The organism is Agrobacterium sp. NPDC090273, from assembly GCF_044772305.1.
Classification (GTDB): domain Bacteria; phylum Pseudomonadota; class Alphaproteobacteria; order Rhizobiales; family Rhizobiaceae; genus Agrobacterium.
The window spans coordinates 210,644-230,305 of sequence record NZ_JBIVYN010000006.1 but is presented as its reverse complement, the minus strand read 5'-3'; the positions used below and the strand labels follow the sequence as shown (position 1 = coordinate 230,305).

Annotated in this window: 16 protein-coding genes; 8 read left to right on the top strand and 8 right to left on the bottom strand. The window is 54.6% G+C overall.

What is annotated here, in order from left to right; genetic code table 11:
• The first annotated feature begins 360 nt into the window (after positions 1 to 360).
• The gene (locus tag ACIQT8_RS17545) at positions 361 to 705 is read left to right on the top strand and encodes a hypothetical protein (RefSeq protein WP_400967663.1); all 345 of its coding nucleotides are present in this window, start codon (positions 361 to 363) and stop codon (positions 703 to 705) included.
• A gap of 45 nt (positions 706 to 750) precedes the next feature.
• On the opposite strand, the gene ACIQT8_RS17540 is transcribed toward ACIQT8_RS17545, so the two are convergent.
• Positions 751 to 1,527, bottom strand: coding sequence for a LuxR C-terminal-related transcriptional regulator (locus tag ACIQT8_RS17540; protein ID WP_400967660.1), 777 nt, complete (start codon positions 1,525 to 1,527; stop codon positions 751 to 753).
• Between the two features lie 895 nt (positions 1,528 to 2,422).
• Here ACIQT8_RS17540 and ACIQT8_RS17535 point away from each other — a divergent pair.
• From ACIQT8_RS17535 to ACIQT8_RS17515, 5 genes are all read left to right on the top strand, one after another.
• Complete coding sequence (locus tag ACIQT8_RS17535) at positions 2,423 to 3,400, top strand: fibrinogen-binding protein (RefSeq protein WP_400967658.1); 978 nt, start codon at positions 2,423 to 2,425, stop codon at positions 3,398 to 3,400.
• 157 nt (positions 3,401 to 3,557) lie between these two features.
• Positions 3,558 to 5,579, top strand: a complete 2,022-nt coding sequence (locus tag ACIQT8_RS17530; RefSeq protein WP_400967655.1) for a hypothetical protein — start codon at positions 3,558 to 3,560, stop codon at positions 5,577 to 5,579.
• A gap of 79 nt (positions 5,580 to 5,658) precedes the next feature.
• Positions 5,659 to 7,839 (top strand): type I secretion system permease/ATPase, encoded by a 2,181-nt coding sequence (locus ACIQT8_RS17525; RefSeq protein WP_400967652.1) that lies wholly within the window; start codon positions 5,659 to 5,661, stop codon positions 7,837 to 7,839.
• Between the two features lie 9 nt (positions 7,840 to 7,848).
• Positions 7,849 to 9,207, top strand: coding sequence for an HlyD family type I secretion periplasmic adaptor subunit (locus tag ACIQT8_RS17520; RefSeq protein WP_400967649.1), 1,359 nt, complete (start codon positions 7,849 to 7,851; stop codon positions 9,205 to 9,207).
• A 186-nt stretch (positions 9,208 to 9,393) separates the two neighbouring features.
• A complete protein-coding gene (locus ACIQT8_RS17515; RefSeq protein WP_262528330.1) occupies positions 9,394 to 9,888 on the top strand; it encodes a hypothetical protein in 495 nt (164 codons plus the stop codon).
• A 69-nt stretch (positions 9,889 to 9,957) separates the two neighbouring features.
• Here ACIQT8_RS17515 and ACIQT8_RS17510 read toward each other — a convergent pair whose 3' ends face one another.
• From ACIQT8_RS17510 to ACIQT8_RS17495, 4 genes are all read right to left on the bottom strand, one after another.
• Positions 9,958 to 11,259, bottom strand: coding sequence for an O-antigen ligase family protein (locus tag ACIQT8_RS17510; RefSeq protein ID WP_400967645.1), 1,302 nt, complete (start codon positions 11,257 to 11,259; stop codon positions 9,958 to 9,960).
• Positions 11,260 to 11,266: 7 nt separating this feature from the next.
• Positions 11,267 to 12,526: a polysaccharide biosynthesis/export family protein gene (locus tag ACIQT8_RS17505; protein WP_262528550.1), complete on the bottom strand. Its 1,260-nt coding sequence runs from the start codon at positions 12,524 to 12,526 to the stop codon at positions 11,267 to 11,269.
• 216 nt (positions 12,527 to 12,742) lie between these two features.
• A complete protein-coding gene (locus ACIQT8_RS17500) occupies positions 12,743 to 13,423 on the bottom strand; it encodes a sugar transferase (protein WP_262528328.1) in 681 nt (226 codons plus the stop codon).
• Between the two features lie 614 nt (positions 13,424 to 14,037).
• The gene (locus ACIQT8_RS17495; protein ID WP_400967641.1) at positions 14,038 to 14,586 is read right to left on the bottom strand and encodes a cupin domain-containing protein; all 549 of its coding nucleotides are present in this window, start codon (positions 14,584 to 14,586) and stop codon (positions 14,038 to 14,040) included.
• A 145-nt stretch (positions 14,587 to 14,731) separates the two neighbouring features.
• On the opposite strand from ACIQT8_RS17495, the gene ACIQT8_RS17490 reads away from it, so the two are divergent.
• Positions 14,732 to 16,066, top strand: coding sequence for an aspartate aminotransferase family protein (locus ACIQT8_RS17490; RefSeq protein WP_400967638.1), 1,335 nt, complete (start codon positions 14,732 to 14,734; stop codon positions 16,064 to 16,066).
• Between the two features lie 70 nt (positions 16,067 to 16,136).
• Here ACIQT8_RS17490 and ACIQT8_RS17485 read toward each other — a convergent pair whose 3' ends face one another.
• A complete protein-coding gene (locus ACIQT8_RS17485; RefSeq protein ID WP_400967635.1) occupies positions 16,137 to 16,943 on the bottom strand; it encodes a L,D-transpeptidase in 807 nt (268 codons plus the stop codon).
• 18 nt (positions 16,944 to 16,961) lie between these two features.
• The gene (locus ACIQT8_RS17480) at positions 16,962 to 18,017 is read right to left on the bottom strand and encodes a hypothetical protein (protein WP_400967632.1); all 1,056 of its coding nucleotides are present in this window, start codon (positions 18,015 to 18,017) and stop codon (positions 16,962 to 16,964) included.
• A gap of 510 nt (positions 18,018 to 18,527) precedes the next feature.
• On the opposite strand from ACIQT8_RS17480, the gene ACIQT8_RS17475 reads away from it, so the two are divergent.
• Positions 18,528 to 19,100, top strand: coding sequence for a DNA-3-methyladenine glycosylase (locus tag ACIQT8_RS17475; protein ID WP_400967630.1), 573 nt, complete (start codon positions 18,528 to 18,530; stop codon positions 19,098 to 19,100).
• Between the two features lie 362 nt (positions 19,101 to 19,462).
• Here the strand turns inward: ACIQT8_RS17475 and ACIQT8_RS17470 are convergent, their stop codons facing one another.
• On the bottom strand, positions 19,463 to 19,660 hold the full coding sequence (locus ACIQT8_RS17470; RefSeq protein ID WP_262528321.1) for a hypothetical protein: 198 nt from the start codon (positions 19,658 to 19,660) through the stop codon (positions 19,463 to 19,465).
• Positions 19,661 to 19,662 lie beyond the last annotated feature (2 nt).

The window sequence follows — 19,662 nt, the reverse complement described above, 5'->3', positions numbered from 1 at the left end:
TCTCGTTTCTTTTTCAAACCTTAGATTGCGTGATATCCCAGAATATAACCCCTCGATTTTTACTTCTTGTGAGGGAATATTTCTCGGCATTCGGTAGAGTTCAACTTTGATGATATGCGGACTGATCGAACCGTCAACGAAATTTTTCCAGAATATTACAATTGATTATTCGAATAACACCTCGATTCCGTCTTTCATTTAATCCTTTTTAACTATGCCTCCATTATGCCTTTCTTATTAAGCAATAGCATGAGCTTGCTTCCACCGGTCGGGGTTAAACTGTTCGCCAAACGGCGCAAAAGATGCCGCCAGGCGATAGCCGGTAGAGATCTGAAACATGCTGAACTTCAGGGGACAAGCATGATGAATGAAAAGTCTTATTCCCATGCCGGAAAGACGGTGCGCCGTTATCCCTTATTTGCGGCCTGTGCACTGCTTGCGACCGCGATTGGAACAGCTTCGTGTTCACTCGTTGAAGATAACGTTTTCAAGACCGCATCGGCAGAAACGTCAACGATCAATGCCAAGGTCGAGCCCGCGAAGAAATCCTACGGTTATCAGAAGTCGGGAAAAGCCAACGTTGTTTTGGTCGCTGAGGAAAGCACGGCCCCCAAAACGGCGCGGACAATCTACTCCGGCTCCTCACCATATATATGCTCGCCGAGCGGCTTCGGGCAAAAGTCACGTTGCTTCCTGCGTCCCTGACGTCGTGTGCACCCTTTGCATCCATTGATGCACAGGCTTACGGCTTCAGTTCCGCCAGCCACCGCCGGAATTATTCCCGTCGTCCTTGTTGAAGAACCTTGAAGCGGCCTCCGTCCGGTTTCGCACGTTCATCTTTTTATATATGTTGCGAACGTGAACCTTGACCGTGTTTTCAGACAAGTGAAGCCGATCCGCGATGATCTTGTTCTGCGTTCCCTTGCACAAAAGATCGAGAATTTGAACTTCGCGTGTTGTCAGAGCAGCAATTTCACTTTTGCTGACCGCGAGTGCGTCCGCACGATTGGCGATCACCGCACCTGATTTAACCCCACCTCCATGCACCGCATGGGAATAAGGTGTCAGCCTGCCGAGGAGAGCTGCGGGAAAGTGTTCCCCGCCCTTCATGAGAAGGTCCACAGCCGCCATGAACACATCGAGCCGGAGATTGAGGGGAAGCACGCCATCAATAATCCGCGTGCTCACAAGTTGCTTGAGGTGATCTTCGAATTTGTCGATCGTTTCAACCACCAACGCTATTGGTGCGTCAGGGTGTTTATCCCTCACCTCTTCGAGAACGGCCTGAAGACGGCCACCTGATATGCGATAGGGCAAAACCAGGCGGACTTCAGAACCATAGTTGTCGCGAATTTCGGCTGATGAGCCGACGCTCACCACTGCGTATGCGGGGAACTTTTTGCCCAGCGCCTCTGCTAGGCACTCGGAAAATAGATCCGCGTCCGCGATGACCAGAACAGTTCCACTTATAGGCGTGGTGACATTGCTCTGTTTGGCTGCTGCGAAGTTTGACGATCCCATGAACATTAACGCCTCCCTTAAGCTTTAACGCGTGACTTTCTTCTTTTTATTTTGTTTACCCTGCGTGCTCGCCAGTCGGTGAAACCAGGAGACCCCCATCCCCTATAATTTCGTGTCAACTATCATTAATTACCTGTTAATTAGGCTAATACGAAAAGCAGTGTAAATAAATGGCCCAAACGGGTTATTTCTTTCAAACGGCGTACAAAATTGGTTACACGGCGATAATAGCGTGCAGCACGCCCGCAATCATCCGACAAATGTATTAGAAAATTCGCATCAAAGGTTTTGAAATTTCCGAAAACAAAACCACAGGTTGATACAATTTTGCATGTGAACATACATATATGTTCCGAAACGGGATATCAGGCACGAACCCGCTGAAATAAACCATAAGAACCAAAAGTCCCCGTTTCCTGGGACATTGCCTCATATATTTTTTGATTTTAAGGAAATCCGGGGCCCTCGAACCGCTTGATGGACACGCGCCGGGAGTAGCTGGCTCGTTCAGTTTAGCCCGAATTGATATCTAGGAACCACGCTTTTTCTGCGCCACAGTCTGACCGTCGCCAACCAACAGCGACTGATGAAAAGGCTCTCCGACAATAACGTGTGTTTGATACTGCCGGTTCCCTTCCATCATAAATGACACTGAAAAAATAAAGAATGCCGCCCGGCTTTTTTGCAAAGCCCGGGACGGATTTGTGCGCCTGAGTAGTGAGTGGTGCACATGCATACAACGACAGAGAACCCCTCAAGGGGCGAATGCCAAACCGCAGATAAACCGTACCGCGTATGTCTGCAAAATTGTGCAACAACGGAGTAAGCGCGATAAAAATCCCATTTAAGATGAGAGGGATTTCGAAAGCTGCTCCGAACTTTTTTCTCGGAGGAACTTGAAATGGGTTACAATCCACAGCCTGCGGGCGACGACATCACCAAAATTGGCGCGCTGTCCGAAGGCTTCGCGAACACGTCGACAAACGATGCCAAGGTTGACGACAGCAATGTCGGCGTAGCCAACGGCGAAAATCGCAACAACGACTACAGCGACAACAGCGACAACAGCGACAACAGCACTGAAACCAAAGTTGATGTTGACGCAAAGATCGATGTTGCAATCGGCAATGGCGACAATCGCGAAAACAGCTACGATAACGACACCAAGACGGTGAACGACAACGACACCACGGTGAAAACCAGCACCGATATCAAGAGCGATTACGACTGGAGCTATGACTCGAAGTCGTACAGCGACAACGACACCAACATCAAGACGACCACGGAAACGGACACCAAAACTTTCTCCTATTCCGATGACGACACGACGACCAAGACCGAAACCACGACTGGTAGCTACAACTCGTCTTCTGCAGACAGCTTCTACAAGTCGGATGACGACTTCGGCAACATCGATCATGTCAAGGACGTCGGCAATCTCGGTGTCGCAGGTGGCGATCTTACCTTCAACCTCGGTGACGACTTCTCCTTCACCCTCAATGTCGACAATATCCTGAACAGCTCGTTGACCGGCGACGGCAACGACACGGGCTTCAGCCTCGTACAGGCCAATCATCTGGCAGACCAGGACAAGGCCTGGGATATCAAGATGGATAATGGCGGCGCCGAAAACCACCTCAGCGCGAACGCTGCTGAAGCTCATGGTGCTGAAGGCGTGGATATGGACGGCAAGGGTTGGGACCTCAAGGCAGGCGACGACGTTTCGGGCACAAGCACCGCAGACGCCTCGGCAATCCTGGCAAATTCCGGCTTCCATCTGGAACTGGTACAGGGCGCCAACATGCTTTCCAACGCAGTTGATGTCACCATCACTGGCGGTAACTCGCATATCTCGGACGTCGGCGAAGACCACTCCTGATATCCATCTCGTCACGAAAGAACTGCACCGGCGGATGCCGGTGCAGTTTGCGGTTTTGACGACCGGGTGCCTGCCATCGAAATTGCGTCTCCACCCATGAGACAGCGAGATGCGCTCGCCCACGGTCCCGACCGCAGCGGTCAGGGAGGGACCCGCCATGCAAATCGACAAAATTTCAGACATGATTGCCCACTTCATCGGTCTTTTTGACACGGAGATGGAAGAGGCGCGTTTGAGAACCAAATACGCCGAGGGCCCTGCAGCGGTGGATATGGATAAGCTGCCGATTGCAGAGGTCCACGCAGTTCCTGACCGGGACTACGACCTGACTCTTGCCGACTACGATCCCGGCGTCAAGTATCGCTCAGGACACTATGATCTCGATTACGTGCGCCCCCACTTCGCCCGCATGGTCGAACACGACGTGCAAAAGCTCGCTGATGCCATACCGGTTGATATCTCAGCGGCACATTTCCGTTTTCCCGGTCGCCTTTCCTTCGATGAGGAACAGGAACTTGTCGTCTATAGCGGTCCCGGATCCGTCATAGCGCATATCTCGCAGATCAACATTCTTCAGGATGACGACTACCTGAACATGACGGGCGGCCCCAATGTTGGCCGCGACACGACATTCGTCACGGAACGAACGGTCGAGTTTTACAACGAAGCATCCGTGTTCACTCCTTTTGCGAATTTCCAGCGCACCGACACCTACGAAGCTCTGCAGTCGCTCGCCAAAACGGCGCATGATTACATCGACAATGCACGCGATAACGACGTCACTTCGCTTGGCACCGGTGCGGACCACGACTTCGTGCTGGCAGGTAACAGCATCAGCGGCACGTATATCAACGGCGAGCTTGTAGACGAAAAGCCGTCTCTCGATGACTGGATGCCTGATCGCGGCATAGCGAAGCCACCAGAAGAGCCGGAGAAAAGCGATGTTTCGCTACATCAGGATGATCCGGCAGGTAACAGCCTTGACGTGGCCGCCGGCGCGAACGTCGTCGCCAACATCGCAACGGTCATCAACACCGGGGTGATGACTTCGGTCACGGCCGTGATGGGCGATTATCACCAGATCGACGCCATTACCCAGGCCTTTATCTATAGCGACCGTGACGAAATCGCCGCCGTATTCACGCATTCGGAGGACCAGGCCGCCACCGTGGCTTTCAACATTGCCACCTTCGAACGCAGCGTCTATCCAGGCGCAGAAAACACAGCCGACACCAGTCAGGAAACGGGCGAACCGCCGATTTTCCCGACATCGTGGCGTGTCAGCGTGCTGGAAGGCGATGTGTCCTTCGTTCACTGGACGGAGCAGTATCAGTTCGTCAGCGACAATGACACGATGACGATTACGACGTCAGGCTCCAGCGTCAGCCTACTGACGGGTGGCAACGCTGCGCTCAACATCGCCAACTTCCTTGGCATCGGCATGCAGTACGATTTGATCATCGTTGGCGGCCATGTGCTGGATATGAACATCATAAGCCAGATCGCCGTACTCTACGATAATGACTGGGTACGCGCCAATGAAGACGCGCCCGACGGCGCCACCGTTCAATCCGGCAACAACCTGCTATGGAATGACGCATCGATCCACAATGTCGGAAGCGATGGTCGTTTCGAGACGATGCCCGATTATATTGTCCAGACCGTCAATGCCATCAATGAGCGCGATCCCAACATGCCGGAAGGTCTGGCGCACGATGCAAATTTCGCAGGCTATGAAGGGCTCAATGTTCTCTACATCACCGGTAACCTCTATGATGTCAGCTTCATCAAGCAGGTCAGTGTTCTCGGAGATTCCGACGATGTCACACAGGCGGCCGCCACTGTACTGCAGAACAACCAGGATGCCACCGTTCACATCGATACCGGTAGCAACGCCGTCGTAAACATCGCACAGATCATAGATTACGACAGCTTCGGCAACACCACCTACGTGGCCGGCACGGTCTATTCGGACGCGATCCTCATCCAGGGTGGCATTATCGAAAACGATACGTCGCAGCCGCACCCGACCACACAGTTGGCAAACGAGGTCATCGCATTCCTGCACGACGACCCAGCGACAGCGGCCGATGAGAGCGATGGCGTCATCAATGCCGGGCACGACCTTTCCTGGTCCAATGCTCACCCCGCCGACGTCATGCAGTCGGTCACCGCCTGAATCGAAACGATAGAGGTGAAGGACGCATTCCGGGAAAAAACGGAAATTCAAAGAAAAAAGCTCAGGGAACCGGGAAAAAATGGATCATCTTTCAAGAAAAACCATTGCCGTGGGTCGGCCGCTGGACCCAGATGCCGACGACAGCAAGCTGACAGAGGCCTGCATTTCGGCAATCAACGATGCGGTTGAAAATCTGCGCCAACTTTCCAGCGCGGAAAGAAATTCCGACAAACAAACCCCTGAAACAATAATCACACCCGCTCCCCAGACAGAAGCACGAGAGATCCCGCAATCTCCCGAACCGATCATCGAACCTCCTCCTGCACCTCGAACTGAGGAACCGGAGGCAAAGGTCGATGGGACCAATCTGAAAGCAACTCCCGAACTTCCCTTCGCAAAAACAATCGACAATAATGACGGCCCGATCCGCGAGAATGAAAGAAGGCCGGTTTCCGGCGGTGGTGGAAACGGGAAAGAGCCGGAAGACCGAGGCGGTGGAGGCGGCGGCGGTGGCGGCGATAACCGGAGCGGTTTTCATAAACGCAGTGAACCAGTCAATTTCGCGTTGAGCCTCGCCAAGGGCATCGCGGCGGTAAGACGCAACATGGTGATCGTGATGCTGTTCACCGTTGCAATCAACGTGCTGTTGCTGGCCATTCCGCTTTATCTTTTCCAGATTTCCGATCGCGTGTTAACGAGCCGTTCGATGGACACGCTTATCATGCTGACCGTCGCGGTTATCGGCGCAGTTCTACTCCAGGCGTTCATGGACGCAGTCCGGCGCTTTATTCTCATGCGCACCGCTGTAGAATTGGAGGTCCAGCTCGGTGCGCCGATCCTCTCGGCTGCAGCCCGCGCCTCGCTGCACGGTAGCGGGAAGGATTATCAGACCCTCCAGGACCTGCAGCAACTGCGCGCGTTCCTTACCTCTGGAACCCTGATCGCCTTTCTTGACGCGCCCTTGATGCCGCTCTTCGTTGTGGTGGTCTATCTCGTGCACCCGCATCTTGGCATCATTATCATGGTCTGCTGTGCGGTACTCTTCTTGATTGCCTGGCTAAACCAGCGCTTTACCGCACGTCCATTTGCTGAAGCCAATGGTTATCTTAGCCGTGCCAATTTCCACCTGGATTCCATGTCGCGCAATTCTCAGATCATCAATGCGCTTGCGATGATCCCGGAAGCTGTGAAGATGTGGGGTCGGGAAACGGCGGGTTCGCTAAAATCACATGTTGCCGCGCAGGACCGGAACATCATGTTCTCCGGAGTATCTAAAGCGGCGCGCATGATTACACAGGTTTCATTGCTCGGATGGGGCGCACACCTTTCTCTTTCCGGCGAACTGACGGGTGGCATGGTGATTGCGGCCTCGATTATATCAGGTCGTGCACTTGCACCAATCGAAGGTGCAATCGAGGGCTGGCACCAGTTCAACAAATCGGCTGCCGCCTACGGTCGCATTAAGCAGCTTCTTCTCAACTCACCACTCAACTTCCCTCGCCTGCGTCTGCCTAATCCTGAGGGACGGCTTGATGTGGAGCGCGTCCTGTTCGTGCCACCGCCCCAAAAGAAAGTCATCCTAAACGGTATTTCGTTCTCTTTGAAAAAGGGGGAGTCGCTCGCCATCATCGGTAATTCCGGCTCAGGCAAGACGACGCTCGGCAAGATGCTCGTCGGTTCCATCCTGCCGACCTCAGGCAACGTGCGACTTGATCTCATGGATCTTCGCAACTGGGATCAACGCCAGTTCGGCGAGAGCATCGGCTACCTGCCTCAGGATGTGCAGCTGTTTCCTGGTACAATCAAAGCCAACATCTGCCGGATGCGTGACGATGTTGAAGACCGGCAGATTTATGAGGCCGCGGTCCTTGCAGACGTCCATGAGTTGATCGCCGGTTTCCCGCAGGGCTATGAAACGGTCGTCGCCGCCGACGGTGCACCGCTTTCCGGTGGCCAGAAGCAACGCATCGCGCTTGCCCGCGCCTTTTTTGGCGACCCCAAGTTCGTCGTCCTCGACGAACCGAACTCCAACCTTGACACGCATGGCGAGCAGGCGCTGGCAAAAGCACTGCTCCACGCCAAAAAACAGGGAATTACTACTGTCACAATCACACAGCGCCCTGCTCTTCTGCAATGCGTCGACAAGATCATGGTGCTGAAAGACGGGACTGTCGCCATGTTTGGCGAACGCATGGATGTTCTGAAAGCACTGTCTGGCAATGGCCGCCAGGAAAAACCATCCCAGCAGATCGAGGGTTGAGGATCACCTATGTTCAGGAAGAAAAAAACGATCGTTGAGACAAGAGAACAAGGTCAGATCGAATGGTACAGTGAAGTACCACGGTCAATACGATTGCACAGTTCAATCGGCCTTGCCGTGCTTCTCGCCTCGTTCGGCGGCTTCGGATACTGGGCTGGCACCGCACCGCTTGCATCGGCGATCATCGCTCAGGGAAGTTTTGTCGCGACCGGCAACAACAAGATTGTCCAGCACCTCGAGGGTGGGATCATCAAGGAAATGCTGGTGAACGAAGGTGAAACTGTCAAGGAAGGCGATGTACTCCTGACCCTCGACAAAACCACTGCACTCGCCAATGAACGCATGCTGCAGTTGCGCCGTCTACGCCTCGAAACAATTGTTACCCGCCTGCGCGCTGAGGCGCAGGGTGAAAAATCCTTCAAGATCCCCGATATTGTCATGAAGGAAGCGAGCGACCCCGACATCAATGCCATCATCCAAAGCCAGAACGTGGTGTTCCATAGCAAGCAGGTGAAGCTAGAAGAGCAATTGAACCTGATCGACAAAAACATCAGGTCGCTCGAGTTCCGTTATTCGGGATATGACGGTCAGAAGCAGTCCTTTGATCGGCAACTCGCGCTTTTGACCCAAGAACGCGATTCCAAGGAGAGGCTTGCCAAGGATGGCGTTATCAGAAAGACCGATATGCTAGCACTGGAGCGTGCCATCGCCGATGCGATGGGCGACATCGCCCGACTGAGTGGAGAGATGAACCAAAGCGAGGCGGAAGTAGCCAAGTTCAAGCAGGAAGAGATCATTGCCATCAACGCCAACAAACAGGCGGCACTTGATGCGCTTGAGACCGCCGAAGCCGATCTTGACAGCGTACGCGAGCAGGTCCGTGAGGCAGCGAAGGTCCTGGAACGCACGGTTATTCGCTCTCCCGTCAATGGTACGGTCATCCGCTCCTACTACCATACACCGGGCGGCGTCATCACCACTGGCAAGCCGATCATGGAAATTTTGCCGGCCCACGTGCCATTGATCCTTGAGGCACAGGTTTTGCGTACGTCGATTGATCAGTTGCACGAAGGCCAGACCGCAGCAGTGCGCCTATCGGCTCTCAATCGCCGTACGACACCCGTGTTAAATGGCAAGGTCTTTTATGTATCGGCCGACAGTATCGAGGAAAACGCGGGCCTGCAGGTGAAGGATGTTTACATCGTGCGCGTGCAAATTCCGGATGAGGAAATTGCCAAGGTGCATAACTTCCACCCTGTGCCCGGCATGCCCGCCGACGTGCTTATCCAGACTTCCGAACGCACCTTCTTCGAGTATCTGGTCAAACCGGTATCGGACAGCATGTCCCGTGCGTTCAAGGAAAGATAAAAGTCAGGGAGGGCGCGTAAAGGCTTCTGGCAGTGCCGCGACAACCCTCTCTCCGTCCTCCTCGGCCCCAGCCCGAGGAGGACGTTGTTTTTTTAAATGCCCCTGCAGACATCTTGGATATACTGTCATTTCCACCATTCCGCGCGTATAATACATCTGCATTTACTGCGGGCGTGGGAGGGCAGAATGGCGGCAATGTCGGATGTATTGCTGATGGTGGGCAGACTGAATTATGTCTGGACCAATACCGAGAGCCTGATGATCTACCTGATCGTCCACCTTCTCAAGGTCGAGAAGGAAGCGGCCATTGTGGTTTTTCTGACGTTGAACACAACACGTGCACGCATGGACCTCATCGAGCGACTGGCAAAACTGCCGTCCACTTCAGCAACGGACCGGAAAACCATCCTCTCCATCATCGCGAGCCTGAAAAAAGAAGCGAAAACCCGCAACAAATATAACCACTGCATCTACTCCTTTGATGAAAAGGGCGAGATTTCCAGTACCCAATTGATGCGACTTGTCGAGGACGACAGCCAGGTCCGTTACGGGAAGGTGGAGCAGATGGACGAAAAGGAAATCGAGCAACTAGAGAAATCGATCGCCGGTATCGTCGCCATAAGCAAGGAGATGTGGACCTTCATCCACGCAAGCCCGCATGTATCCGCGGACTATCTCTAAGCTCGACGACGATACGCAGTTCATCCGTCCGGGTGCAACGACGCAGCGTTAACAACTCCCCCTGTCCCACTACCTTGGTTGACCGTTCTCCTCCCCGAGGCCGGAATAACGGACAGAGGAAGCGTTGCGAAAGGCGGGCAAACGCGCGCTCGCCTGCGTCTTTCTCGCCGGAAGGCTAAGCTTGCCAGCGGCGAAGAACAGCAGGAACGATCCGATCTGGTACGGGAAGATGATATCGATCTCCACGAAGGAGCGCACGACGAACAACGCACAGACCGCAAAAAAGATCAGCCCCTGCGGATCATTCTCTCGCAGCAGAACCGAGCGAAGGTGCCCTAGCAGCGTTCCGTAAAGCACGATACCGAGCAGAAGCATTCCGACAAGACCGTTCTCGACAACCACCTCGATATAGGTGTTGTGAAAGTGAAAACCGCTGCGACCGGTGATAAAGAAGTCATTCCACAAACGCTCGGCATCGGCAAAACCCGCGACCCAGAAGCCCTGATAACCCACACCGAAGATCGGCGCACGGTGCGCAGCCTCGATCCCTTGCTGCCAAAGATAGGTACGTCCCGTGAGAGTGGTATCTTTGCCAAACACACCGAGAATGGCATCGAGAAGACCAAATTGCAGCGATGCGACGACGAGCAATGCACCGAGACCACCAAGTGCGAGGAATATGCCTCTGCGGTTAGCGGGCGAGAGCATACCGAGTGGCAGAAATCCTATGATCAGACCAACGACAGCAGCCGTGGTAATGACCGACGTTGCGGATTGCGATGCAAGCAAACTGTAAGCGGACAGCAGCCCGGTCACACCAGCAACCGGCAGCCAAATGCCCTTCTGCCTGAGAACGACAACAGACGCGACAGCGAATATGACGCCAAGCGATGCATAAAAGCCGAGCTGGTTCTTGGAGGAAAAGGCACCAACGAAGCTGTACGTCCCGTCCAATGCATCAAAGAGATGAATGCCGAACAGCAAAGAATAGAGCAATACGACTGTAATACCGATCAAAGCACCGCGCGTCAGTGTCTGGATCGAGATAAGCCGCATGGCAATCAGTGCGCAGACGATATGTGTGAGGTACTGAATGGATGCACGCATCGTCACGGAAGCCGCGTCCGACCAGAAGGTCGACAGCATTGCCAGAATACCGAACGCAAATATCCAGAGATAGCGGACATAGTTTCCAAGGACCTGCCGGTAGTTCACCACCACCAGCGGAAACCAGACGCCATAATAGGCCAGGATCGAGATCTGCCCGAAACGCGACGAATAGGCAAAAACGAAGAACGACAGCGCAATTGCCGCCATTCCATAGATTTCGTTTTTTTCAGGATCGATCAGTGCCGATTTGGCAATCCGCATGCGCGCCTCACTGCATCAGGATTTCGGATGCGACCTTGATGACATCGCCCGGCTGCAGCATCGCATTTTCATCAACCTTCAGCTCCTTCGGCTTGCCACCTTCATCACGAACGATGACATATGTGATGTTGGCGGCCTTGCCCGAGGGGTCGAATTTGATCGCCTCTGCGGACTGTGCGAGCGCTTCAGACATGAGCTCACGGCTGGTCGTCAGTTGCAGGTTCAGCTTTTCCAGCTCAGCTTCGGTGTCCTGCAGCTCCTTCGAGCGCTGGGCCTCCCAATCGTTGCGCAGGTTGATCTCGTCCTGCGTCGCCTTGTTGATATCCTGCTTGGCACGCAAGGCGGCGGTGTCGATATCGAGAAGGTTGGATTCCACTTCTGCAGCCCGTTCCTCTGCCGAAATACGACGTTGCGACAACGCGAGGCCCTGCTCGTTCAGACGGTTCACCCTGTCACGATCCTCATTGGCAAGCTGAAGCTGACGGTTCTGGGTCTCGGTTTTCTTCTGAAGCGATTCCACTTCGCTTTCGAGAAGATTGCGCAGATCCGTCAACGCCTTCATCTGCAGCGTATAGCGTTCGGTGCGCGATTTCATCAGCGCGCCTTCGCTTGCCAGTAGCGCATCGATGTCGGAAATCTTTTCCATCTCTGGGGTTTTTGCGATGGACTCGTCGCCTTTGACCTCGGCAATCAGTCGCGCCTGACGCGCCAGCAGGCGTGCACGCTGGTTGTCGTATACCGCTGCGTCACCGCGCGCGTTAATGAAGTCACGCGCAAAGCGCTGTCCTGCATCAGAGCGGCGCAGACCACCTGCAAGGCTGACAGCCTTCAAGACGCTGAGGTTTGGTGCATACGGATATTCACCCGGTGTCTGGACATCTCCGGCAAGGAAGACCGGACGAAACTGGGCAATCTCGACCGAAGCCGAGGGAAGATTGCGCAGGGCGAACTTGCTCTGCAACTGCGCGCCGATCGCCTCGCCAACTTCTGCAGGCGTTTTTCCGCCAACCTCAAGCTGGCCGATGAATGGCAGTGAGAGTGTGCCGGAAGGGCCCACGGAGTAGTCGCCGTTGATGACGTCCCAGTTGCGGATGCTGCCGTCAGCAGGCTGCCACTCGGCAACACGGATCCGAAGTTTATCGGCCGTCCCGAGCTTGTAGTGGCCCTGCCCCTCCGCCATTGCGGAGAGCGGTGCCGTGAGTGCGACTGAAGCTGCGAGCACGAGTGCGGCAAACGGACGGTTGGTAGCGGCGAAAAAGCCGTTCATCGGGAAACTCCCTGTTTTCGGATCGCCATGCCGGCGATCAACCGATAGGGCGACCGGGCAGAGCCGGTCGCTAAAACCCGCCGGAGCGGTCAACATGATTTTCGCCTTCAGGTCCGTTCAGCAACGGCAGGACCCGAAACGCATCCTGAAAACCCAAAGGTTTCGAGCAGGATGCGTGGCACAACAAAGAACGGCAACGGCAATAGACTATCGGATTTAGTAGCTTCCGCGAGAAAGGCAGACGGCAGGAATGGTCTTCACGATGATGGAGACATCACGCATCATCGACCAATTCTGGACATATTGCGTATCGAATGCGACGCGGGTCTTGTAGGAGACGTCGTTACGACCGCTGATCTGCCACAGGCCGGTAAGGCCTGGACGGGTGCTTAGGTAGTAGGAAGCGGCAGATTCGTAATAGGTCAGTTCCTCGTCTACGACGGGGCGCGGACCAACGACACTCATTTCGCCACGGATGATATTGATGAGCTGCGGCAGTTCATCAAGGCTGAGCTTGCGTAGCACCGTTCCGACCACCGTCACACGGGGATCGTTCTTGAGCTTGCGTGTTGTACGCCATTCCTCGGCGGCTTCTGGATTGGCCGCGAGGTACTGTCGCATCATGTCATCGCCATTCATCACCATCGTCCTGAATTTCAGGCAATGGAAATAGCGACCGTTATGGCCGATACGGCGGTGTCCATAAAACACCGGTCCGCGATCGGACATTTTCACGAGAGCTGCGATCAAAAGGAAGATCGGGCTGAATATGAGAAGCGCAAGCAAGGCCGACGTTACGTCGAAACTTCGTTTTGCGATCCCCCCGATAGGAAAACTGACATCGAAATCTTCGGAGTTGCTGAGTGCTGAACCAGCCGATCGTGTCGCGGACTTCATAGAGAAAACTCCATTTATGTTTTGCGATGGTCGGTGCCCTAAGGCGCGTCTTTGTCTCCCAAAGGAGATAACAAGTCTGTGTTCGGAATTTGATGCTTTTGAATTTTTTGTAAGGCAGTTTGCGCATCGCCGTCTATGCGATTTCTTGCAACGCCCTACGAACGACCTTTGGGCAATATTAATGGTTGCATAAAAAAGAAACAAATGTGCTCATTGCCATGACTTCAGAGCATGGCTGGCGAGATACCATGTATACTGCTTTTCTCTTTTGCCGAGTTTTTCTTATATGTTTCTTGTAACTTAATGAGCCAAAGCAAAATCCGGCAGAACATCTCCAATATAACCGTCGTTTAATTTTTTTTGCATCGCAACATGATTGCGGCAATGCATATAAAATTTGACATATCTACCTTGCTGATCTCTCGGCAAAAGGTTCATCAACCAAGAAAAAGCGATGGAGAAGTTGGAAAGCGGTCGGAAAAGCGGCTCAAATACGGCAAAACTATGTTTTTCGCCACTCAAAATTTCGAGAGAATTCCGCACATTTCAGAGAATTGCGTTTTCCAGAGAGACTGAAACAGGCAATCGAACCGAGTTATGCAGAGAATCGACAGTCAAAATGTGGGAGGTGTGCAGGCACTGATGACCTCGCACGGTACCGGCCCGACGCAGCGGAAGCGGTGCGGTCTCCGACTTTCAAAATAATAAGCGTCTCCCGGTCCCAATATCCGCCTCTCGTCATCGACCGTCACTTCCAGCCGTCCGGAAAGGATGATCCCCCCCTCCTCGCCATCATGGATCAGCGGCACCTTGCCGGTGTCGGCACCGGGCTGGTAACATTCCTTGAGAATTTGCAGGCTGCGCCCAAAGACATTGTCACCGACCTGGCGAAAGGAGATTGGCCCTTTACCAATTTCGACGAGTTCGTCTGCCCGGTAAAATGCTTTGCGGCTTGTTTCCGGCTCGAAGGCGAAAAACTCGGCAAGGCCGATTGGGATACCATCAAGGATGCGCTTCAGCGCACCGACCGAAGGGTTGGAGGTGTTCGATTCAATCAGAGAAATGGTTGAATTGGTCACACCGGCTCGTCGGGCCAACTCGCGCTGGGAGATGTTATGACGCATCCGCAAATGACGAAGCCGTCCGCCGATATCGACTTCCATGACAGTATCCCTGTTTGTATTGTTCGAAATATCGCAAACTCTCTAGCACGCCCATAGCTTTTTCAATAGCTTGGCAGGTGAGAGAAAAGGGCTTGTTCAGACTGAAAAATAGCTTTCAATCGTCGCCAGCGAACAGGAGACCCGCATGGATAACCCGAACCGATCCAATTCCATTTCCCTCGATAGCTACTGGATGCCATTCACCGCCAATCGACAGTTCAAGGCCAATCCACGGCTTCTGACGAGTGCTGAGGGCATGTACTACACCAGCAATGACGGCCGGCAGGTTCTCGACGGAACAGCAGGTCTTTGGTGCGTCAATGCTGGCCACGGCCGCCAGCAAATTGCAAATGCCGTGAAACACCAGCTTTCGACGATGGACTACGCCCCGTCCTTCCAGATGGGGCATCCGATAGCGTTTGAGTTTGCAGAAAGGCTGGCGGAAATTGCTCCTGGCCCCGACGGCGCCAAACTTGATCGGGTCTTCTACACCGGCTCCGGTTCGGAATCCGTTGATACTGCTCTGAAGATCGCGATCGCTTACCAGCGCGCCATCGGACAAGGCACGCGCACACGCCTGATCGGCCGTGAGCGTGGTTACCACGGCGTCGGCTTTGGCGGCATTTCCGTTGGTGGCCTCGTCAACAACCGTCGCGTCTTCCCGCAGATACCGGCAGATCATCTTCGCCACACCCACGATCCGGTCAGGAACAGCTTCGTCAAGGGCCAACCCGAACACGGCGCGGATCTGGCAGATGATCTGGAGCGCCTCGTCGCCTTGCACGGCGCGGAAACCATTGCTGCCTGCATCGTCGAGCCGGTCGCCGGCTCAACCGGTGTTCTCGTTCCGCCTAAAGGTTATCTGGAGCGACTGCGGGCCATCTGCGACAAACACGGCATTCTCCTGATCTTCGATGAGGTCATCACCGGTTTCGGCCGCATGGGTACCTCTTTTGCCAGCAATTACTTTGGCGTGACGCCCGATATCGTCACCACAGCCAAGGGATTGACCAATGGCGCGATCCCGATGGGTGCCGTCTTCACCAGCCGCAAAGTCCATGATGCCCTCATGCATGGCCCGGACAACGCCATCGAGCTTTTCCATGGCTATACCTATTCCGGCCATCCTGTCGCCTGCGCAGCCGGCATCGCGACCCTTGATATCTATCGCGACGAGGGCCTGTTCACACGCGCTGCGGAATTGCAGGATGCCTGGCACGAAGCCATCCATTCCTTCAAGGGGCTTCCAAACGTCATCGATATCCGCACCATAGGCTTTATCGCAGGCATCGAACTCCAGTCGCGAGACGGCGCTGCAGGCGCCCGTGCCTACGACGTCTTCGTGGACTGCTTCGAGCGAGGCCTCCTTATCCGCGTCACCGGCGACATCATCGCGCTTTCACCACCATTGATTGCGGATAAATCTCACTTCGACGACATCGTCTCGATCCTTGGAGATGCCCTGAAACGGGCCCAGTAAAACCCATAGAAAACAAAGGCCGCGCTCCCTGGATGGCAGCGCGGCCTTTGTTGTTTCATGATTTAGCTCGTCAGTAAGAGCTGACCGGCTGGGGCAACCCATCGCCCACAACGCCGCCGCCATATTGCGAGACCGGGTAGCTTTCTCCGCTCACGGGAACGCCAGCCGGACCAATCGGCACCCCCTGCTGCGCCGGCGATAGCGATGTCACGACAATCGGCGTACCATCCGGAACACGATTGTAGAGATCGATGATATCCTGGTTCAGCAATCGAACGCAGCCGGAAGAAACCGACTTTCCGATTGTCCACCATTCCGGTGATCCATGCAGACGATAGATCGTGTCCTTGCCGTCTTTGAAGATGTAAAGTGCGCGCGCACCGAGCGGGTTCTTCAACCCCGGCTCCATCCCGCCATTGCGCGAGCTATAAGGTTCCAGTTCCGGCTGGCGGGCAATCATTTCATCTGGCGGCGTCCAACGTGGCCATTGCCGCTTGTATTGGATCACCCCGCGGCCTGACCACTCGAAACCAGCCCGTCCGAGACCGACGCCATATCGCATAGCCTGATTGTCTTCGTAGGTCAGATACAGGAAGTGGTTCGCGACATCGACAACAATTACGCCGGGCCGTTCTCCGGTCGGGTTGGCAACCATCTGCCGCAGAAAACGTCGCGGAATCTTCTGATAGGGAATTTCGGGCAGCGGAAACTGCTCGTCAGGCCTCGGGCCGTACATCTGCGCAAACATCGGATCTTCTGCCGGTGGCGCAGGGCGTGCGGTCTCGCGCGCGGTTGTGTTGCAACCAGCAAGACCGGCCAGCGCCAATCCGCCTGCACCAAGCAAGAAACCCCGCCGGGTTGTCGTCGTGTCGTTCAATTGAAAAACCTCATTACGTCATCTTACACTGGCAAACGGATCTGCCAGCGCCGCCTCTGGGCGACTGATCGGATACTTCGTGCCAGAAACCTTCGCCGCCATGGAGTTGGCGCCACTGGTTTTCAAAATGGCCCGGAAGCTTGGATGCATGCCGCCATCGACATAAGCGTTAACCGGGATGGAAGTTCCCTCGCTCATCGCAGCGGCAAGTTTCTGCTGTTCGTCCGCAAGTTTCGACGCCACAGCCGCATCCGGCTGGTTGACGGTGGGCGGGCACGCCGCCAGCGGATCGGCAGGCTCGCCATCGGCGAACTCGCTGTTGAAAACGTAACGACGTCCACAGACCGAAACCTTCGGCTGCCGGCGTGTTACCTCAAAATAATCGTAACCGTCTTTCAGCGTCCGCCAGAACGGCATGTTCGGATCGCTCCGATGTGCCGCCATGTTTTTTGCAGACATCCGGAAGGGATAGGCCTGGACCTGAAAACGATCCTGGCCACCCTGGAGAGCCTTTGCGACGACAGCGTAGATTTCACCAACCTGGGCATCGGTCATCGCGTAACAGCCAGACGAGGAGCAGGCACCGTGAACCATCAGTGCTTCCCCGGTATAACCGAGTGCGGATTCAAGCCTGTTCGGATAACCGAGGTTGAAGGAAACGTAGTACTGAGAATTCGGATTCAGCATGCCGGCGGACACATGATAGAAACCCTCGGGCGCCTGGCGGTCACCGGATGCCATTTTCGGCCCAAGTTTTCCTGACCAACGACACATTGGATAGGTCTTCAGAAGAGCATAGCTGCCTGTTTTGTCGACCTTCCAGACCTCCAGTTCGCTTTCCTGCTTGAATATCCGAACAAGAACCGGGCTCTCAGGTCGCATGCTTTTGGCCGACATCTGGGCCAACATCTTTGAGGAAAGCTTGGGAGGATCCTTCTTGACGCTTTCGAGCCCCATAGAGGTGCACGCAGCAAGGCCGCCACCGATCGCAACGATCGCGGCCACCCGCAGTCCTGTCTTTACTTTTTGCCATAGTTCCGTGGAGGCGGTCCTCGGCAATCCCTTGATTCTCATGACGTCCAGCCTGATTTAGTTGACGCTTAACTAGCGAAGGTGGCCATATAGCGGCAACCATCCGCACGGACAAAGCTTCGTGAATAGCCGTTACCGTTTCATTAATCATAGGGACACAAGGCTGTGAGCAGCAGGACAGGGGTATTTTCCATCAGCCGCTGACAAGGCCCTCAATTCCGCCTGTCACACGAGTAACAGACGTTAGCAACAGGGTCGCGTGCAGGAATACTCAACGCCTCTTCGTAAAATTCGCGGTTTCCAGCACCTCGCGAACTGAGGTACATCTGGACCGCATCAGAGGTGGCTGCGGAGTTTGTCAATTCCGTAAGCACCGACGAGCAAGACGACTGCTTATGTGGATGTCGGCTAGCGACATGTGACTACCCTTTCGCCGCCACCGCGATGAATTCAACCAAGACAATCTGGCCGTCTCGTTTTACAAAGCGTGCAACAGGCAAGATGGCATCGCCTCCTGTATGACAATGTAGACAGCACCGCGAGTCACTCTAGATGAACCTCCCGCTCCACGGACTGGAAAAAAGCACCTTTCAACGCGACGCGGTCGATGTTGCTCGTGCCTTGATCGGTGCAGAATTCAGGGTCGGTGGCGTAGGCGGTATTATCGTGGAAACAGAAGCCTACACGCCCGATGACCCGGCATCACACAGCTTCAAGGGTGAAACGCCGCGTAACAAGGCAATGTTCGGTTCTGCCGGTCATCTTTACGTCTACCGTTCCTATGGCATTCACTGGTGTGCGAATGTTGTCTGCGCTCCCGGATCCGCAGTGCTCCTGCGTGCGATCCAACCGAAAACTGGCATTGATATGATGAAACTGCGCCGGGGCACAGACAACGAGAAACTGCTCTGCTCCGGACCGGGCAGGCTTTGTCAGTCGCTTGGGATTACGGCTGAACTCGATGGCGCTCCAATCGATAAGTCACCATTCCTGATCAGATTACCCGGACAACAGGCGTCTTTGACAATTGGTCGACGGATCGGAATCAGTCGTGCGCAGGATTATCCCTGGCGTTTCGGACTTGCTGGATCGAAATTCGTAAGCAAGCGCTTCGACGACACATAAGCGAACCCAAAACTAAAACCGAACGCCTCACAGGACGCGTGGCGGATCGTCGTTTTCATCTGGGTTTGGGTTAGGTACCTCATCCGGGAGTCTATCTGGCTCCGGTTCGTTGATGGGAGGAAATTCGGGTTGAGGCGGTACCGGCATCGGCACATCGGGATAGGGTTCGACGGGAACGATCGGCATTGGCCCACCTCCTGTTCTCGATTTATGGACGGCGCTTAACGGATTTGCTTGCCGGTCCATCGCCGGACAAGTCCTTCCGGTCTGTCTGCGCCGTCCATCAAATCATTTCGGACAAAAGGCAAACGGCGTACACGCCCGTGCGTTCCAAACTATTTAGGGAAAATCATATTGCGCCGTCAGGCAAAACCGAGAGCACTGCGCGAAACGTCGCGGTCTTCGCGGTAATCACGCTGATGGGCTTCGTGACCTTGCTCACGGGCCGTCGAACGAGAAATCTCGGGCTGAGGAACATTCAGCAGAGCATCGGCATAGGTGCCGGTCGCCTCGACATCATCGATCACGTTTTGCGGTTGCGATTTCAAGAACTCGAACATGC

What these genes read in the sequence shown, in the direction of transcription:
- ACIQT8_RS17515 (WP_262528330.1), top strand. Translation starts at nt 9,394, where the DNA reads ATGGCGGCAATGTCGGATGTATTGCTGATGGTGGGCAGACTGAATTAT.
- ACIQT8_RS17475 (WP_400967630.1), top strand. Translation starts at nt 18,528, where the DNA reads ATGAACCTCCCGCTCCACGGACTGGAAAAAAGCACCTTTCAACGCGAC.
- ACIQT8_RS17480 (WP_400967632.1), bottom strand. Translation starts at nt 18,017, where the DNA reads ATGAGAATCAAGGGATTGCCGAGGACCGCCTCCACGGAACTATGGCAA.
- ACIQT8_RS17530 (WP_400967655.1), top strand. Translation starts at nt 3,558, where the DNA reads ATGCAAATCGACAAAATTTCAGACATGATTGCCCACTTCATCGGTCTT.
- ACIQT8_RS17470 (WP_262528321.1), bottom strand. Translation starts at nt 19,660, where the DNA reads ATGTTCGAGTTCTTGAAATCGCAACCGCAAAACGTGATCGATGATGTC.
- ACIQT8_RS17505 (WP_262528550.1), bottom strand. Translation starts at nt 12,526, where the DNA reads ATGAACGGCTTTTTCGCCGCTACCAACCGTCCGTTTGCCGCACTCGTG.
- ACIQT8_RS17545 (WP_400967663.1), top strand. Translation starts at nt 361, where the DNA reads ATGATGAATGAAAAGTCTTATTCCCATGCCGGAAAGACGGTGCGCCGT.
- ACIQT8_RS17495 (WP_400967641.1), bottom strand. Translation starts at nt 14,586, where the DNA reads ATGGAAGTCGATATCGGCGGACGGCTTCGTCATTTGCGGATGCGTCAT.
- ACIQT8_RS17520 (WP_400967649.1), top strand. Translation starts at nt 7,849, where the DNA reads ATGTTCAGGAAGAAAAAAACGATCGTTGAGACAAGAGAACAAGGTCAG.
- ACIQT8_RS17525 (WP_400967652.1), top strand. Translation starts at nt 5,659, where the DNA reads ATGGATCATCTTTCAAGAAAAACCATTGCCGTGGGTCGGCCGCTGGAC.
- ACIQT8_RS17540 (WP_400967660.1), bottom strand. Translation starts at nt 1,527, where the DNA reads ATGTTCATGGGATCGTCAAACTTCGCAGCAGCCAAACAGAGCAATGTC.
- ACIQT8_RS17535 (WP_400967658.1), top strand. Translation starts at nt 2,423, where the DNA reads ATGGGTTACAATCCACAGCCTGCGGGCGACGACATCACCAAAATTGGC.
- ACIQT8_RS17510 (WP_400967645.1), bottom strand. Translation starts at nt 11,259, where the DNA reads ATGCGGATTGCCAAATCGGCACTGATCGATCCTGAAAAAAACGAAATC.
- ACIQT8_RS17500 (WP_262528328.1), bottom strand. Translation starts at nt 13,423, where the DNA reads ATGAAGTCCGCGACACGATCGGCTGGTTCAGCACTCAGCAACTCCGAA.
- ACIQT8_RS17490 (WP_400967638.1), top strand. Translation starts at nt 14,732, where the DNA reads ATGGATAACCCGAACCGATCCAATTCCATTTCCCTCGATAGCTACTGG.